The organism is Lacticaseibacillus sp. 22 (assembly GCF_055413445.1).
This window is the reverse complement of record NZ_JBVAYD010000021.1, coordinates 36,249-54,292: the sequence shown is the minus strand read 5'-3', so window position 1 is coordinate 54,292 and position 18,044 is coordinate 36,249. Positions and strand designations below refer to the sequence as shown.

Below are 18,044 nucleotides of genomic sequence, written 5' to 3'. Positions count from 1 at the left end.
TAGATCTGGGGTTTTTCTGGTTTAATAAACTTTTTGGCGCCATGTAATCATGCTAACAAAGGAAACTAGTGGTAAAAGTTGTCCTGTTAAATGGTTGCATTTGCGACTTCACTTCTAACTGCGCCTGGCCTCGGTTTTAAAACGCGCGAATAGGCGCAGAAATCGGAATGTAAGGACCTTAAAGCAAAATGACCAAAGCCCGGTCATTTCACTTTAAGGCCGCTTACACTCCGGTTTCTAACCGCGCCTATTCGCGCTCTGCCTTTTTTTCTGCTACAATCGTTAAAGACATTTGGTGCATGAGGCACCGTAGACGTTGTGAGGAGGCGCCAGTTTGGCCATAGCCAAGGGTTCGAAAGTGAAACTTGATCCGGCACGGATTCCCGCGCATATTGCGATTATCATGGATGGTAACGGTCGGTGGGCAAAGCGGCGATTGTTGCCGCGGGTTGCCGGACACAAACAAGGCATGCAAAATGTTAAAACGATTACCAAGGCAGCAAGTCGTCTCGGGGTTAAAGTTTTGACTTTGTATGCTTTTTCAACTGAAAATTGGAAGCGCCCCGGTTCTGAGGTGAATTACCTCATGCGCTTACCGGTTGACTTTTTTAACGATTTTATGCCTGATTTAATCAAAGAAAATGTTAAAGTTGAAGTTATGGGTGAGTTAACCGACTTACCTGAGCCGACACGCAAGGCGAGTGAAAAAGCTATGGCGGATACGGCCAACAACACCGGCATGATTCTTAACTTTGCGCTGAATTATGGTGGTCGTGACGAACTGGTTCACGCTGCCCGGAAACTGGCAAGCGCGGTGCGTGATGGTCAATTAGATCCTGAAGATATTGATGATCAGCATTTTTCTGCTGCACTGATGACGGGGTTCCTTGGTGATTTAGCCGATCCGGATTTATTGATTCGTACAAGTGGTGAGTTACGGATTTCCAACTTTTTGCTCTGGCAGATCGCTTATAGTGAGCTGGTGTTTGTCGATGATTATTGGCCGGATTTCTCGCCTGCTGCATTGGAGGCGGCGATCGCAACTTACCAGGCTAGAGACCGGCGTTTTGGCGGTTTAAAAAAATAATCAACTAAATAAATGGTGATGGAGGATTTGTTATCATGAAACAACGGGTCATAACGGCTGTCGTTGCTTTGGCAATTTTTATTCCAATTCTAATTGCCGGTGGCGGTTGGATCGATACAGCCGGAGCAGTCTTAGCGCTAATTGCGTTATCAGAAGTGTATATCATGCGGAAGCGCATCATTCTTTCGCCAGATTTTCTGATTGCATCGCTTGGTATCTTGGCGGTGGTTTTGCCGAATAGCTTTTTCCGTTGGCTGCCTGCCTTTTTAGGGCGGATTGATCTGATTTACATTGCGGTTGCTTTGTTGCTTTGTATAACCGTGACAACCAAGAATCGCACGACGTTTGATGATATTGGTGTATCGGTGTTGTCATTCTTTTATATCGGTACAGGGTTTCATTATTTGATCAGTGTGCGCAACGATGCGGGGCTGGATACGTTGATGTTTGCGCTGCTGATTGTCTGGTTGACAGATACTGGTGCCTATATGATCGGTCGCAAACTTGGCCGCCATAAATTGTGGCCGGCGATCAGCCCAAACAAAACCATCGAAGGCAGTGTCGGTGGGGTTGTACTTGCATTAATAACGGCTGCGATTTACTTAATGTTCTTCCCGCAATATTATACTTTTTGGCCAATGATGGGGATTGCCTTGTGCCTGTCGGTTATCGGCCAAATCGGTGACCTAATCGAATCCGCTTTGAAGCGATTTTACGGGGTTAAGGATTCCGGTAAAATTCTTCCAGGGCACGGCGGTATTTTAGATCGGTTTGACAGTTTACTACTGGTATTGCCAATGCTGCATTTGTTTGGCATTGTCTGACCATTAAGGAGCACATATGACCACAATCATTGCCTTTATTGTTATCTTCTGCATTCTTGTGGTGGTTCACGAGTTTGGCCATTTTTATTTTGCCAAGCGCAGCGGAATATTAGTACGTGAGTTTTCGATTGGCATGGGGCCTAAGCTATGGGCCTCACATAAGAATAATACGACCTATACCTTGCGCTTGTTGCCACTGGGCGGATATGTACGTATGGCTGGCTGGCAGGATGAGGAAGATGAAATCAAGCCTGGGACCATGCTGAGTATTATCCTGAATGATGCCGGTACAGTGACGCGGATTAATGCCAGTGATAAAACAACGCTGGCAGGTGGCATGCCGGTACAAGTAAGCCGCGTAGACCTCGTTAAAGACTTGGTGATTGAAGGCTACCCTAATGGCGACGAAGAGAAACTGGAGCGTTGGTCGGTTGACCATGATGCCACGATTATTGAAGAAGATGGCACCGAAGTTCAAATTGCGCCAGAAGATGTCCAATTTCAAAATGCCCCGGTTTGGCGGCGTCTAATTGTTAACTTTGCCGGTCCGATGAATAATTTTATTCTTGCCATTTTGACCTTTATTATTTACGGGTTGATGTTTGGCGTGCAGGTCTTAAATACCAATCAAATCGGAACGGTACTGCCCGGTTATCCTGCTGCTCAAGCCGGGCTTAAGTCAAATGCCACAATTCAGGCGATTGATGGTGAAAAGATTCATTCTTTTACTGATCTTTCCAGCAAAGTCAGCAAACAGGCCGGTAAGTCGGTGACGTTTACAGTTAAAGAGCATGGCAAAACGCAAAATGTGGTCATCAAGCCTAACAAGGATGGCAAGATCGGTGTGGAAGCACTCATCGAAAAATCACCGGCACGGGCGTTTACGTATGGTTTCACCCAAACCTGGGATTTAGCTGTGCGCACTTGGGATGTCCTCAAATCCATGGTGACTGGCGGCTTTTCGCTTAATAAGTTAGCTGGGCCGGTCGGAATTTATACCATGACCAGTCAAAGTGCTAAAGGTGGATTGCAGGGATTGCTATTCTTTATGGGATACTTAAGTCTCGGCTTGGGAATCAGCAATTTGTTGCCAATCCCGGTTCTGGATGGTGGTAAAATTTTACTGAATCTCATTGAACTGATTCGGCGCAAACCGTTGAAGCCTGAAACAGAAGGTGTTGTCACCATGGTTGGCCTCGGGTTGATGGTACTCCTGATGCTCGCCGTGACGATTAATGATATTATGCGTTACTTTTAAATAATCTAGCTTTGGAGGCTGACATGAAACAATCACGGATGTTTATTCCTACAGAAAAAGAAGTACCCAGTTCAGCAGAGGCAAAGTCACATAAAATGATGTTGCGCTCTGGCTTTGTGCGTCAGGTGCAAGCCGGTGTTTATGCCTATTTACCACTAGCAGAACGCGTCTTGAGTCGAATCGAAGCGATCATTGACGATGAAATGACGAAGATCGATGCGGTTAAGATGAAGATGCCGGCGTTATTGCCAGCCGAGCTCTGGGAAGAATCCGGACGGTATGAAACTTACGGACCCAATTTATTTAAGTTGAAAAATCGTCAGGATCGTAAAATGATCTTGGGCCCTACTCATGAAGAAACCTTTACGGATCTGGTTCGCAATGAATTGAAATCTTACAAGCGGATGCCGTTAGTGTTGTATCAAATTCAGGATAAATTCCGTGATGAAGATCGGCCGCGCTATGGCGTTTTACGTGGGCGTGAGTTCATTATGCAGGATGCTTATTCATTTACCAGTAATGATCAGGATCTCGATACCATTTATCGGCAAATGGAACATGCTTACACCAATATTTTTGATCGTCTAGGCCTGCGTTATCGGACGATTATCGGTGATGGCGGCGCGATGGGCGGAAAAGACTCGAAAGAATTTTCCGCCATTGCGTCAATTGGTGAAGATACCATTGTCTATTCCGACAGTTCCGACTATGCCGCTAACTTAGAGATGGCCACGAGCATGGCGCTGCCGAAGCAAGGCGTTGAAGCCCAGGCGGAATTAACCCGGGTGGATACTAAAGATGCAAAAACGATCGCTGAAGTTGCTGCTTTGTTGAAGATTCCGGAACAAAAGTTAATTAAAGCCGTTTTATTTATGGCGGATGGTGCTCCGGTGCTGGCACTGGTGCGTGGTGATTATGAAATCAATGATACCAAGCTTAAGAACATCTTAGGCGCTGACTTCCTCGAAATGGCGACTCCTGAACAGGTTGAATCGGTCATGCACGCAGAAGTCGGTAATATCGGCCCGGTAAACGTCGATAAAGATGTACGGATTATTGCCGATAATAGTCTGAGCGGCTTGACGAATTTGGTGGCAGGTGCCAATAAAGCGCACACACATTTACTGAACGTGAACTTTGAGCGCGATGTGAATCCGGAAACTTTTGCCGATATTCGTTTTGTTAAGGAAGGCGAAGTGTCACCGGATGGCCAGGGTGTGCTTAAGTTTACGCGCGGGATCGAAATTGGCCATATTTTCAAACTCGGTACCCGGTATTCTGAAACTATGGGCGCTGATTTCCTTGATGAAAATGGCCGTAGTCAGCCGATTATCATGGGATCATATGGTATTGGTGTATCACGACTGCTTTCGGCAATTGCTGAACAGCAGGCAGACGATCACGGCTTGATTTGGCCGACCACGATCGCTCCTTTTGACATTCATCTGATTCCGGTTAATCTGAAGCGTGAGGAACAAAAGACGCTGACCGCTTCGATTGGAACGATGCTTGAAGATGCCGGCTATAGTGTGCTGGTGGATGACCGTAACGAACGGCCGGGTGTGAAATTTGCCGATTCCGATTTAATCGGGATTCCGTTGCGCGTGACGGTTGGTAAAAAAGCGGTTGATGAGATTGTTGAGCTTAAGTTACGTAAGACTGGCGAAACAATTGAAGTCAAGAAAGAAGAGTTGATCAGTTCGATCAAGATCCTCATGGCCCAGTTGCATAAACAAGAACAGGCAAAAGCATAATTGATAACTAAGGCGCTGGGGCAAAATTGCTAATCCCATCCTCTTTTTGGCGGCGAGTTTGTGGCCTGAAGAGTTGGCAGCATTTTGTCCCAGTTTCTGCCATCTAAGAGGGGTGCACGATTTGGCTTTATCCCAACATGAGATGTTTGAAAAATTAATGGATCAGCTCGATTTACCAGCAGATGTGCGACATGATCCATCACTGGCAGATGGGTCGGTTCAAGCAGTGACAATCCATGAGCAGTCACAACGCTATGACTTTACCTTGGCGTTTCCGACGATTTTGCCATTCCAGATTTTTAATACCATCGCCACGCAACTGCCAATTGCTTTCAAACAAATTGCGGCGACACGGTTGACCATTGCGGTTGCTCAGCCGACGATTACTGACGAACTATTGGCGCAATATTGGCCATATGTGGTGCAAAATTCAGAAATCGGTACTGGGATCGTTCGTGAACTGTGCGAAAAACAGGTACCGACGTTGGTGAATAATCGCGCGGTGATAACAGCTGAAAATGAACAGATTCGGCAATACCTGATTAATCAAGGATTAGGTAAGCTTGAAGCAACCTATCAGCAAGTCGGCTTTTCCGGATTACGGATGCAGGCCCAAGTAGACGAAGAGCAAGCGGCGCAGTCTTTGGCGGCATTTGAAGCGCAAAAAGCAGCGCAAACGGCGAAGATGGCCCAGGCAGCTGCTGAAGTGGTGAAGCGGCAAGCGGCTAAACAAAAACAGGAGCCCACGAATGGTCCGGTTCAAATGGGGCGGCAGTTAAAAATGAGTGATCCGCCGCAGCAAATGGTCACGATTACCCAAGAAGAACGTTCAGTAACCGTTGAAGGCTATGTGTTTGATGTCGAAGTACGGGAATTACGCTCGAAACGGCAATTACTGATTTTCAAAATCACCGATTACAGCTCCAGTTTTATTGCCAAGAAATTCAGCAATGGTGCTGACGATGAGGCGATGTTTGCGCGCATTAAAAAAGGCCAGTGGTTGCGGGTACGCGGCAGTGTGCAAGAGGACAACTATTCGCGCGAACTCACGATCAATGCACAAGATATTCAAACCGTTTCCCATCCTGATCCAACCGATGACGTTGAAGGCGAAAAACGGGTTGAGCTGCATCTGCATACAAACATGAGCCAGATGGATGCGACCAACTCAATTACCGATTTCGTGAACCGCGCTAAAGCATGGGGACACAAGGCGATCGCTGTAACCGATCATGCTGGGCTGCAAGCTTATCCAGAAGCCCACACCGCAGCTGCTAAAGCCGGTTTGAAAATGTTATACGGCGTTGAAATCAACCTAGTCGATGATGGAACGCCGGTTGCTTATCGAGCTGACGAGCCGCGCGTGTTGGCAGACGCGGAATATGTTGTTTTCGACGTGGAAACAACCGGTCTTTCAGCAGTTTACGATAAGGTCATCGAGTTAGCTGCCGTTAAAATGAAAGACGGTCAGGTGATTGATCAGTTTGAAGAAATGATCGATCCCGGTTTTCCGCTGTCAGAATTAACCATTAACCTCACGCATATCACCGACGACATGGTTCACGGTTCCAAGTCTGAAGAAGAAGTGTTTCGGCTTTTCCAGCAGTTCTGTGACGGTGCGATCATGGTCGGACATAATGTCACGTTTGACGTGGGCTTCTTGGATAATGGTTATGAGCGGCACGGGCTGGCTGATATTGACAATCCGGTCATTGATACGCTTGAGTTATCGCGCATGCTCCATCCCGAACGCAAAAATCACAAACTGGATACCTTGGCTAAGCAATACAAAGTTAGCCTAGAACACCATCACCGCGCCAACGCGGATGCTGAGGCGACCGGTTATTTGCTATACGCCTTGGAAAAAGAAGCTGCCAAGATGTACAACATGACCAAACTCAACCAATTAAATGATCGCGTGGGTGCCGGTGAGGCTTATAAGGCTGCCCGCCCGAGTCATGCGATTGTATTTGCCAAAACCCAAGCCGGCTTGAAGAATCTTTTCAAGTTGGTGTCCTTGTCAAATGTCAAATACTTCTATCGGGTGCCGCGAGTACCACGCAGTCAGTTGCAGAAGTTGCGTGAAGGTTTGCTCGTCGGTTCGGCTTGCTCAAGCGGCGAAGTTTTCACCGCCATGATGCAAAAAGGGGAGGCTGAAGCACGTGCCAAGGCAGCATTTTATGATTATCTCGAAATTCAACCGCCAGCCGTTTACCAGCCATTACTAGAAGCCGATCTTATTAAAGGCGAGTCGCATTTAAAAGATATTTTGCAAAAAATTGTCAAAATCGGCGACGAACTAGAGAAGCCGGTTGTCGTTACCGGTGACGTTCATTATCTGGATCAACACGATGCGATTTATCGAAAGATTCTCATTCACAGTCAAGGTGGGGCCAATCCGCTTAATCGTCATAGTCTGCCTGATGTTCATTTTCGCTCAACCCGGGAAATGCTGGATGATTTTAGTTGGTTAGGCGAAGAAAAGGCGCAGCAACTGGTCGTAACCAACTCGAATTTAATTGCCGACTGGATTGATGATAATATCACACCGGTTAAAGATAAGCTTTACACGCCGGAAGTGCCTGGGGTGGAAGAAAAGCTCAAACATGATGTGATGGCGACTGCCTATGAGCTTTACGGCAATCCGTTGCCAGAAATCGTCGCGCAACGCTTGGATAAAGAACTTAAAAGTATTATCGGGAATGGATTCTCAGTCATTTATAACATTGCGCAACGGCTGGTATTAAAGTCGAACAAAGACGGGTACTTGGTTGGTTCCCGAGGGTCGGTTGGTTCGAGTTTAGCTGCGACGATGGCCGAGATTACCGAGGTGAACCCATTGCCGCCACATTATCGGTGTCCGAAATGCCAGTACAGTGAATTCTTTACGCATGGCGAAGTCGGATCGGGCTTTGACCTTCCGGATAAGACCTGCCCGAAATGTGGAACCGAGCTGCATAAAGACGGCCATGACATTCCATTTGAGACGTTCTTAGGCTTCCACGGCGATAAGGTGCCGGATATTGACTTGAACTTTTCCGGTGACTATCAGCCTGTGGCGCATAACTATATCAAAGTGATGTTCGGCGAAGATCATAGTTTCCGTGCCGGGACAATTGGAACGGTGGCCGATAAAACCGCTTATGGTTATGTGAAAGCTTACGAGCGCGACACCGGTCAACAGTTGCGCGGTGCTGAAATTGATCGACTGGCACAAGGCGATACTGGCGTTAAACGTACCACTGGTCAGCATCCGGCGGGGATCTTGATTGTCCCGGCAGATATGGATATTTATGATTTCACACCGATTCAATACCCGGCGGATGACCAAAATGCTGCTTGGATGACCACCCACTTTGATTTCCATTCAATTCACGATAATATTTTGAAAATGGATGTACTGGGCCATGATGACCCAACGATGATTCGTATGTTGCAGGACTTGTCAGGGGTTGAGCCGAAATCAATTCCAACTGACGATCCCGGAGTCATGGCGCTTTTTTCCGGAACCGAGAGTTTAGGTGTGACGCCTGAACAAATCAATTCCAAAATGGGCACGCTTGGCATTCCCGAATTTGGGACCCGGTTTGTCCGCGGCATGCTTGAAGAAACCAAGCCAACGACCTTCAGCGAATTATTACAGATTTCCGGATTGTCTCACGGGACGGATGTGTGGTTAGGCAATGCGGAAGAGTTAATCAAGCAAGGCATTGTCACCTTGAAGGAAGTCATCGGTTGTCGTGATAACATCATGATGGACTTGATTCACTGGGGGATGGACGATTCCATGGCGTTTAATATCATGGAACACGTTCGTAAAGGCCGGGGTATCCCGGATGACTGGCAAAAAGCGATGCGCGAAAATGAAAATGTGCCGGATTGGTATATTGATTCCTGCCTGAAGATTAAATACATGTTCCCTAAAGCCCACGCAACGGCGTATATTCTGATGGCATTGCGGATCGCCTGGTTCAAGGTCCATTATCCGCTGGTGTATTACACTGCTTACTTTTCCGTGCGGGCCGAAGATTTTGATTTAGCTGCCATGAGTCACGGCAAAGAAGCCGTTAAAGCCGCAATGAAGGAGATTACGGACAAGGGCATGGATGCTTCCGCTAAAGAAAAGCAATTGTTAACTGTTTTGGAAATTGCTAACGAATGCCTGGAGCGTGGCTTTAAGATCAAAATGATTGATGTCACCAAGTCCGATTCCCATGATTTCCTGATTCAGGATGATCACACCATTCTAGCGCCATTCCGTGCGGTTCCCGGATTGGGCGATAACGTTGCCAAGCAGATTGTCGCTGCCCGTGAAGAAAAGCCATTCTTATCAAAAGAAGACCTAGCAAATCGCGGAAAGGTTTCTAAAACTTTGATTGATTACATGACGACCAACCATGTTTTAGATGATCTTCCAGATGAAAATCAATTATCACTTTTTGATGGCTTATTTTAATTCGGCCACATAAATGTTTTTGCTTGATGCTTATCGTGCAGAGATATTAAAATGGCCGGTAAGCCTATTACCACACTGACCTGCTTGTTTGCAAGTGGTGCCTATCTATGGTATTGTAACAATAGTAAAGTAAGGTTCTGGCGGTGAGTGAGCAGCGATGCTCACTCTTTTTATTGGCGAACGTCATTTCTGGCGTCCGTTTAGCGTGCCGTCAGAATCAATAGTCTTGAATGAACAATAAAGGAGGCGGTGGCTTGAGTACGCAATCGGTTGTTGAAACCGTGACCGCTTTGGTTAAACCGATTTTGGACGACCATCATTTTTACCTCACGGATGTCGAATTTGTGAAGGAAGGCGGCGGCTGGTATCTGCGGGTGTATATTGACAAGCCAGGCGGCATTACATTAGATGAATGTGTGCTGGTTAGCGAAGCGTTGTCCGAGCAATTGGACGCTATCAATCCGGATCCCATTCCGCAACAATATTTCCTTGAGGTCTCCAGTCCTGGAGCTGAACGGCCGTTAAAACGCGAGACCGATTATGAACAGGCAATCGGCGACTACATTCATGTCTCGTTATTTAAGAAGCTGGATGGTAAGAAAGTTTTCGAAGGTACTTTGAAAGATTTGAAGCCTGACCAGCTGACATTAACGGTCAAAGATAAAAGCCGCAAGTTCGATCAGGTCATTGACCGAAAATTGATCGCTTCTGCACGATTGGCGATCGAGTTTTAGTGGAGGTAAGAAAAGCATGTCAAAGGAAATGATCCAAGCACTTGATGCCCTTGAGCAAGAAAAGGGGGTTAAGAAAGAGGTTGTGATTGAAGCCTTGGAAGCCGCACTGGTTTCTGCTTATAAGCGTAATTACAATCAGGCCCAAAATGTCGATGTGGAATTTGATCCTAAACAAGGCGACATTCATGTTTATGCGGTCAAAGAAGTGACGGATGAAGTTTTTGATTCGCGTCTGGAAGTCAGTCTCAAAGACGCTTTAGCTATCAATAAAGCTTATGAAATCGGCGATCAAATCAAGTTTGAAGTGACGCCCAAAGACTTCGGCCGTATTGCTGCCCAGACCGCAAAACAAGTCATTATGCAACGAGTGCGTGAAGCTGAGCGCAGTATCGTTTATGATGAATACTCACAGTACGAAGATGAGATTCTTCAAGGTGTCGTTGAGCGTCGGGACAATCGGTTCATCTACGTCAACTTAGGCAAGATCGAAGCGGTATTAGGCCGTCAAGATCAGATGCCAAATGAAAAGTATGAAGCTCACGATCGCATTAAGGTTTATGTCACCAAAGTCGAAAATACCAGCAAAGGCCCGCAAGTGTTTGTGAGTCGGACCCATCCTGGTTTAGTAAAGCGCCTGTTTGAACAGGAAGTTCCGGAAATTTTCGATGGCACGGTGGAAATTGTCAACATTGCGCGTGAAGCCGGTGATCGGACGAAGATCGCGGTGCGGGCAACCAACGATGCGGTTGATGCTGTCGGTACAACAGTGGGTCCGCGGGGTGCACGGGTACAGGCAGTGGTCAATGAGCTTTCTGGCGAGAATATGGATGTGGTACAGTGGGAAGAAGATCCGGCTGATTACATCGCTAATGCCTTAAATCCGGCACAAGTGATCGCGGTTCAGTTTAATGATGAAGACAATGATCGTTCGGCGACAGTCATTGTTCCGGATTATCAACTGTCACTGGCAATTGGTAAAAAAGGCCAAAATGCGCGCCTTGCAGCGAAGTTGACCGGTTACAAGATCGACATCAAGCCGGAATCAGAAGTCGAATTCGTTGACGATGATGAATTATCCGAAGCAGAGGTTGAGGCAGCCGCAGCAGCAGATGACCAAGATAACGCCAGTCAAGCGCCCAGTGATGATGCTGGAGTTGATCAGGCAAACGATGAAGCCGATGAAACCCCTGTGACGCCAAGCACCCACGACCAGCCACAGGCATAAGGAGGCGAGCCATGAAAAAGCGTAAGATACCAATGCGCAAGGACTTGCTGAGCAACACGATGATGCCAAAAAAAGAACTTGTCCGAATCGTTAAGAACAAGGAAGATGTGGTCGCAATCGATCCCACCGGTAAAGCTGCAGGACGAGGCGCGTATGTAGCGCTTGATCCTGATGCGGTTAAACGGGCAAAAGGTAAAAAATTGATTGACGCCGCGTTTGGCATTACGATTGATCCGGCCTTTTATGATGACCTTTTTGCTTATGTAGATCATCAAAAGGCACGTCAAGAATTATTCGGCAAGTAACCATGCAAAAACAAGCCGTATTGAATTTATTGGGATTGGCCCGCCGCGCTAGTCGTCTCACCACTGGGGATCAGTTGGTGTTAAGTGCGATTCGCTCAGGCGAGGCAAAGCTGGTCTTTGTTGCCAGTGATGCAAGTGCCAATACCCGCAAGAAGTTTTCCGATAAAAGCAGCTACTATCAAGTTCCTTTGGTCACAATGTTTTCCAAAATGGACCTATCGCAAGCCATCGGCAGTGATCGCGCGATGATTGCCGTAACCGATGCAGGCTTCGCTAAGAAGATGCAAGAGCTGCTCACCTAAATTGCAGGGAGCGTGAAGAAATGGGCAAAAAACGCGTTTATGAATTTGCCAAAGAAATGCACGTTGATAATAAAGACGTGCTCGATATTGCCAAGAATTTGGGTATCGAAGTAAAAAACCATATGTCCTCGATCGATCAGGATCAGGAAGCTAAGATCAAAGGGGTGCTGGGCAAGTCTGCCGCAGCTAAGGCACCTGCAACATCAGCAGCGGCAAAACCAGCCAAATCAAAGGCGGCAACTGCAAAAGATCATGCTCAGAGCCAGTCCGAAAAGCCGGTCAAGCATGAAAACAAGCCTGCTAAGTCTAACAAAACTGCTGATGGAAAAATCATTTTAAGTAAGTCAACAATTTTACGTCCACGGGGCACTCAGACCGCGCATAAGGCTGGCAACCACAGCAATCAGCAGACTGCCAACGCTAATGCCGGTAACCGTAACAATAACCGCGGCAATAATAACAATCGTTCCGCCAATAACAATAGTAATCGCTCAAACGATCGTAATCGCCGGGATCGTAACCGGCGTTTTGACAATCAGCGTGTGACTGGCCCGATGCCGCGTGCTGGGCGTCCGACCGCTGCCAATGGTAATCCGCGTCCGGTAGCCGGAAATGGTGGCAAGTTTGTTAAACCGGAATCCGAGCGCCAGCAACCTAAGCGTCAACAGGCGGCTAAACCAGCTGCAGCGAGTAAACGTTCGGAATCTACTGAACAGCGCCCGCAAGCGACTCGTGCCCAACAACGTCCGCAAACCGAACAGAAACCAGCGCGGACTGAACAGCGCCAGCAGCGGCCACGAACCGAGCAGCCTGCTGCACAAACCAATCAACGCTTTACAAAACCGGCTGTGGCCAACACGACAGCTAAACCAGCCAGTGCCGGTAGCCAAGACAACCGTAATAGCCGGCGTGGCGGCGGGAACAACAATTTTGGCCGTGGCAACAGCTTTGGGAATCGTAACGGGTTTAACCGCAACAGCAACCGACGCAACAAGAAGAACAAACGTCGCCAGCAGAGCCAACCGAAAAAAGAGATGCCACAGCGTAAAGAGCGGCCATTACCGGAAGTTCTGAACTATGAAGTAGGGATGAACGCTCAGGAGCTGGGTAAGATTCTTCATCGCGAACCAGCAGAGTTAATTAAGAAACTCTTTATGTTAGGCGTCATGGTTAACCAAAACCAGAGTCTGGATAAAGATACGATCGAGCTTCTGGCAACGGATTATGGCATTGATGCTAAAGAAAAGGTTCACGAAGATATTTCCGATCTGGACAAAGTGTTCGAGGAAGAAAATAAGAATCAGGACAACTTGCAGCCACGGCCGCCAGTTGTCACCATCATGGGTCACGTTGACCATGGTAAAACCACTTTACTGGACAAGTTGCGGCATACGCATGTGACTGAAGGTGAAGCCGGTGGAATTACACAGCATATCGGGGCGTATCAGGTTAAATTGCGCGATCGTTTGATTACGTTCCTCGATACCCCTGGGCACGCCGCCTTTACCAACATGCGGGCGCGTGGTGCCGATATTACTGATATCGTTGTACTGGTAGTTGCTGCTGATGACGGCGTAATGCCACAAACCATTGAAGCGATTCACCATGCGCAGGCAGCTAAGGCTCCGATCATTGTTGCTGTCAACAAGATTGATAAGCCGGGTGCTAATCCGGAACACGTGATGGAACAGTTGACTGAATATGGTCTCATCCCTGAAGACTGGGGTGGCGACACTATTTTCGTTAAAATCTCGGCTAAGTTTGGCAAGAATATCGATGAATTATTGGAAATGATCTTGCTGGAAGCAGATGTGCTTGAATTGAAGGCCAACCCGGATCAACGTGCAGTCGGTACTGTTATTGAAGCACGTTTGGATAAGGGCAAAGGTCCGGTCGCAACGGTTCTGGTTCAACAAGGGACGCTGCATACGGGGGATCCGATTGTTGTCGGGAATACGTTTGGTCGGGTTCGGGCTATGACCAACGATCATGGCCGCCGCGTTAAGGATGCCTTACCATCCATGCCAGTCGAGATTACCGGGTTAAATGATGTGCCGCAATCTGCAGATAAGTTTGTCGTCTTTGCGGATGAACGGACAGCACGGGCAGCCGGTGAAGAGCGGGCAAAACGTGCTCAGGAAGAAGAACGTAAGAACACGACGCACGTTACGTTGGACAACCTCTTTGAAACGATGAAAGAAGGTCAACTTAAAGAAGTTGACGTCATCATCAAGGCCGATGTTCAAGGCTCTGTCGAAGCACTGGCAGGCAGCCTTAAGAAGATCGAAGTCAAAGGGGTTCGCGTGAATATTATTCATCAGGCAGTAGGGGCGATTAACGAAAGTGATGTTACCCTAGCTGCAGCAAGTAACGCGATCATTATCGGCTTTAATGTTCGTCCGACTGCAATGGCTAAAGCGCAAGCAGAACAAGACGATGTCGACATTCGTTTGCACAGTGTCATCTATAAGGCAATCGAAGAAGTTGAAGCTGCGATGAAGGGTATGTTGGAACCGACTTATGAAGAGAAGGTCATTGGAACCGTCACCGTGCGTGAAACGATTCCGGTCTCAAAAGTCGGGACGGTTGTCGGCGGCTATGTCGATTCCGGTTATATTACCCGTGATGCAGGTGTTCGCCTGATTCGTGATGGCATTGTTAAGTATGAAGGCAAGCTTGGTTCGTTACGCCGGTTTAAGGATGATGTCAAGCAGGTTCGTCAAGGGTTTGAGCTTGGTTTAACCATTGAGAACTACAATGACATTAAAGTTGGTGACGAAATCGAAGCCTTCACGATGGAAGAAGTGCCAGTTAAGTAGTTTTAGTGCGTTTGCCGGTTCATCAGCGGGCTGGCTCACGCTCAAAGGAGGTTAGTGCAGATGAAACATCGTATCGGTCGAGTTGAGACTCAGATCCAACGGGAAGTTGACGATATTTTGCTGAAAGATGTCAATGATCCGCGGGTTAAAGGCGTGACGATTACCGGAGTCAAACTGACCGGTGATCTGCAGCATGCCACCATTTTCTATAGCATTCTCGATGATGCGCCTGATAAAGTCGAAGCAGCGCAAACTGGTTTGGATAAAGCCAGTGGGTTGATTCGGCGTGAGGTTGGGCAGCGTATTCGGTTGTTTAAAGTACCGGAAATTGAGTTTGCTCAGGACAAATCCGTCCAATATGGTGCGCGGATTGATCAGTTGATTAATGAAGTACGCCGTAAGAATCTCGAATAGTAGTGTTAAAGAATCCCCGTCTCAAGTGATGGGGGTTCTTTTTTTTGACGAATTTAATCCGAAAATTTACCGCATTCTTTTTAAGAGGCTACTTTTTGCCAGCTTCCTTTCTTCTCAACACCTTTAGCTTTCCTGTTTAGAACGGTATAATGATAACCATTGAGAAAGGAAGGATTACGATCGCGTTTCTAGGTGACTTATACGGGCCATTTTTTTCCGCGCACAATTGGCAGTCAGCATTTTCGATTGGCGGGCTGATGACGATTTTCAGTTTAATTCTTCTGGAATGTATGTTGTCGGTTGATAATGCGGTGGTTCTAGCCGCGCAGACCGAGCAGCTTAAAGTAGAATCGGAACGTAAGAAAGCCTTAATGTACGGGATGGGTGGCGCGTACTTGTTTCGGTTCATCGCCATTGGACTCGGAACATACTTACTGCAGTTTTGGCCGATTAAAGCAGTCGGAGCTTTGTATCTTGTTTGGATGAGTGGCAGTTATTTTTATGCAGTGCGTCACCCTAAAAGCAATACGGCCACTCACAAGCACAAAACGCATGGTTTATGGGGAACCATTTTGCAAATTGAAAGTCTGGACATTGTGTTTTCAGTTGATTCGATTTTAGCTGCTTTAGCTGTATCGCCTAACCCGGTGATTGTCTTGATCGGAGGTTGCTTGGGTATTCTGGCGATGCGGATCGTTGCACAGGTGATTACCACTTTCATTGACCGAGTTCCGGAGCTGGAAACGGCGGCTTATGTGTTGGTTGGGTTAATTGCCATCAAACTTGGATTGAGCCTTCCCATGATCCATGTTGAAACTCCTGACTGGCTGTTTTCGGTTCTGGTAGTGGTGATCTTTATCTGGGCGGGGTGGCGGCATGCCGTTCACGCCAGGCATCATCACAGTATGTATACCAAACCGAAGTCGTGAAACTGATGGTTTGCGGCTAAGCGATCGTCACGCACGGGTGTCTCTTAATTTTAAAATTTGAAAGGAGCCGGGTTCATGAACGGCATTCTTCCGTTATATAAACCAGTCGGCATGACCAGCGCGGATGCTGTCTATCATGCGCGCAAGATTCTGCACATCAAAAAAATCGGGCATTCCGGCACGCTTGATCCAAGTGTTGATGGGGTGTTGCCACTGGCGATTGGTGCGGCAACCAAAGCAGTCCCACAATTGATGGCCAGTGGAAAGGTCTATACCGGCGAAATTACACTCGGCTTTGCGACAACAACCGAAGATCTTGACGGCGATGTGGTAACGCGCACACCTTTAGCTAACCCGTTTACGCAAGCAGAACTTGACCAAGCATTGAGGCAATGGACAGGCGAAATCACCCAGATACCGCCAATGTTTTCGGCAGTCAAAGTTAATGGCAAACGGTTGTACGAATATGCCCGAGCAGGGGTAACCGTTGACCGGCCAAAACGACAAGTAACGGTTAAGCAATTCAAACGAACCAGTGAGCCAGTATTCGATTCGGAAAAAGGAACGCAGCGATTTAAATTTGAGGCTGCGGTTTCAAAAGGGACCTACATTCGTACTTTAGCCGTTGATGTTGGCCGCACGCTGGGAGTCGCTGCCGTGATGAGTCAGTTGACGCGGATTAAAAGTGGCGGCTTTACCCTCGCACAGGCAGTGAGTCTTGCGGATCTGGAACAACACGCAAAAATCGGGACACTGTCTGCTGTTATTCAACCGATTGACATCGCATTTGCGGCGTTACCGCAAGTAGATTTGACGCCGGAGCAATACGAAGATGTGACGCATGGTCGGTTTTTAACGCTTAAATTGCAAGCCCCACGGATTCGGCTGCATTATGCAGGGGTTTTAAAAGCGATTTATCGCTTGGATCATCAACAGTATCGACCCGATATTATGTTTTTAACGAATGAAAAGAATGAGTGATATTTGAATGAAAGTCATTGATATTCAACCGCCACTGCAGGCATCAGCGGCACCACCGCAGCCCATTGTCCTAACATTGGGCTTCTTTGACGGGGTCCATCGTGGCCATCAAGCGGTGATTCAAGCGGGTAAACAAGTTGCCCTTGAAAAAAAACTGCCACTTGCTGTGATGACATTTGACATGCATCCGGCGATCGTGTACCGTGGCGTTGCCAAAACGGCGATTCGGTATTTATCGACACGCGAAGAAAAAATTGCCTTAATGCAGCAATTTGGCGTGGATCTATTGTATTTTGTCCACTTTACACCAGCATTTGCTGCTTTATCGCCGCAAGCATTTGTTGATGATTATTTGGTCGGGCTAAAAGCGGCTGCGGTTGTGGCCGGTTTTGACTATACGTATGGCAAACGCGCTGTGGCCAATATGGCATTATTGCCGGAATATGCGCGCGGTCGCTTTGAAGTCGTCAGTGTCCCTAAGCTGGCTGAGGACGGCAAGAAGATCAGTTCGACCCGTATTCGAGATGCCTTAGACCGTGGTGACATTGACACAGCCAACGAGTTACTGGGCTATGTCTATCTGACAACTGGCAAAGTGGTTCATGGTGAAGCACGCGGCCGTTTACTTGGCTTCCCGACGATCAATTTAGCCACTTTGGGGCAACAACGGCTTCCGGGTATTGGCATCTATGCCGTGACCGTCAAAGTTGATGATACTTGGTACTTAGGAATGGCTTCAATTGGCCGCAATGTCACATTTGGAGATGATCGGGCGGTAACGCTTGAAATTAACCTGCTTGATTTTAACCAGATGATCTATGGTAAAACGGTTCAAGTCCGTTGGTACCACTACTTACGCGGTGAGGTCAAGTTTGCCGGTGCCGATGCTTTGATTGCGCAGTTAAAGACAGATGAACAAACCGTTCGCCAATATTTTCGGGTGAGGAAGGATTAAC

14 protein-coding genes are annotated in these 18,044 nt (G+C 47.5%); all 14 read left to right on the top strand.

Going from position 1 to position 18,044, the window contains the following annotated elements:
• Window positions 1-334 precede the first annotated feature (334 nt).
• The 14 genes from ACWP87_RS10110 to ribF all read left to right on the top strand — a co-directional run bounded on the left by ACWP87_RS10110 (window position 335) and on the right by ribF (window position 18,043).
• The gene (locus ACWP87_RS10110; protein ID WP_005684322.1) at window positions 335-1,087 is read left to right on the top strand and encodes an isoprenyl transferase; all 753 of its coding nucleotides are present in this window, start codon (window positions 335-337) and stop codon (window positions 1,085-1,087) included.
• Window positions 1,088-1,122: 35 nt separating this feature from the next.
• Complete coding sequence (locus ACWP87_RS10105) at window positions 1,123-1,911, top strand: phosphatidate cytidylyltransferase (RefSeq protein WP_005711688.1); 789 nt, start codon at window positions 1,123-1,125, stop codon at window positions 1,909-1,911.
• Between the two features lie 16 nt (window positions 1,912-1,927).
• A complete protein-coding gene (rseP, locus tag ACWP87_RS10100; protein ID WP_005684320.1) occupies window positions 1,928-3,169 on the top strand; it encodes an RIP metalloprotease RseP in 1,242 nt (413 codons plus the stop codon).
• Window positions 3,170-3,192: 23 nt separating this feature from the next.
• Complete coding sequence (locus tag ACWP87_RS10095) at window positions 3,193-4,923, top strand: proline--tRNA ligase (RefSeq protein ID WP_005684319.1); 1,731 nt, start codon at window positions 3,193-3,195, stop codon at window positions 4,921-4,923.
• A 121-nt stretch (window positions 4,924-5,044) separates the two neighbouring features.
• Window positions 5,045-9,379 (top strand): PolC-type DNA polymerase III, encoded by a 4,335-nt coding sequence (locus tag ACWP87_RS10090; RefSeq protein WP_014569707.1) that lies wholly within the window; start codon window positions 5,045-5,047, stop codon window positions 9,377-9,379.
• A 254-nt stretch (window positions 9,380-9,633) separates the two neighbouring features.
• Window positions 9,634-10,113 (top strand): ribosome maturation factor RimP, encoded by a 480-nt coding sequence (rimP, locus tag ACWP87_RS10085; RefSeq protein WP_005684317.1) that lies wholly within the window; start codon window positions 9,634-9,636, stop codon window positions 10,111-10,113.
• Window positions 10,114-10,129: 16 nt separating this feature from the next.
• Entirely contained in the window at window positions 10,130-11,338 is a 1,209-nt protein-coding gene (gene nusA, locus ACWP87_RS10080) for a transcription termination factor NusA (protein ID WP_005684315.1), read from the top strand.
• 11 nt (window positions 11,339-11,349) lie between these two features.
• Complete coding sequence (gene rnpM / locus ACWP87_RS10075) at window positions 11,350-11,643, top strand: RNase P modulator RnpM (RefSeq protein WP_005684314.1); 294 nt, start codon at window positions 11,350-11,352, stop codon at window positions 11,641-11,643.
• Window positions 11,644-11,645: 2 nt separating this feature from the next.
• Window positions 11,646-11,945: a YlxQ-related RNA-binding protein gene (locus ACWP87_RS10070; protein ID WP_005684313.1), complete on the top strand. Its 300-nt coding sequence runs from the start codon at window positions 11,646-11,648 to the stop codon at window positions 11,943-11,945.
• 20 nt (window positions 11,946-11,965) lie between these two features.
• The gene (gene infB / locus ACWP87_RS10065; protein ID WP_005684312.1) at window positions 11,966-14,764 is read left to right on the top strand and encodes a translation initiation factor IF-2; all 2,799 of its coding nucleotides are present in this window, start codon (window positions 11,966-11,968) and stop codon (window positions 14,762-14,764) included.
• 60 nt (window positions 14,765-14,824) lie between these two features.
• Window positions 14,825-15,178, top strand: a complete 354-nt coding sequence (rbfA, locus tag ACWP87_RS10060) for a 30S ribosome-binding factor RbfA (RefSeq protein WP_003565780.1) — start codon at window positions 14,825-14,827, stop codon at window positions 15,176-15,178.
• A gap of 149 nt (window positions 15,179-15,327) precedes the next feature.
• Window positions 15,328-16,107, top strand: coding sequence for a DUF475 domain-containing protein (locus tag ACWP87_RS10055; RefSeq protein WP_005684303.1), 780 nt, complete (start codon window positions 15,328-15,330; stop codon window positions 16,105-16,107).
• Window positions 16,108-16,182: 75 nt separating this feature from the next.
• Complete coding sequence (truB, locus tag ACWP87_RS10050) at window positions 16,183-17,088, top strand: tRNA pseudouridine(55) synthase TruB (RefSeq protein ID WP_014569705.1); 906 nt, start codon at window positions 16,183-16,185, stop codon at window positions 17,086-17,088.
• A 7-nt stretch (window positions 17,089-17,095) separates the two neighbouring features.
• Window positions 17,096-18,043 (top strand): riboflavin biosynthesis protein RibF, encoded by a 948-nt coding sequence (gene ribF, locus ACWP87_RS10045; protein WP_005684300.1) that lies wholly within the window; start codon window positions 17,096-17,098, stop codon window positions 18,041-18,043.
• Window position 18,044: the final 1 nt, after the last annotated feature.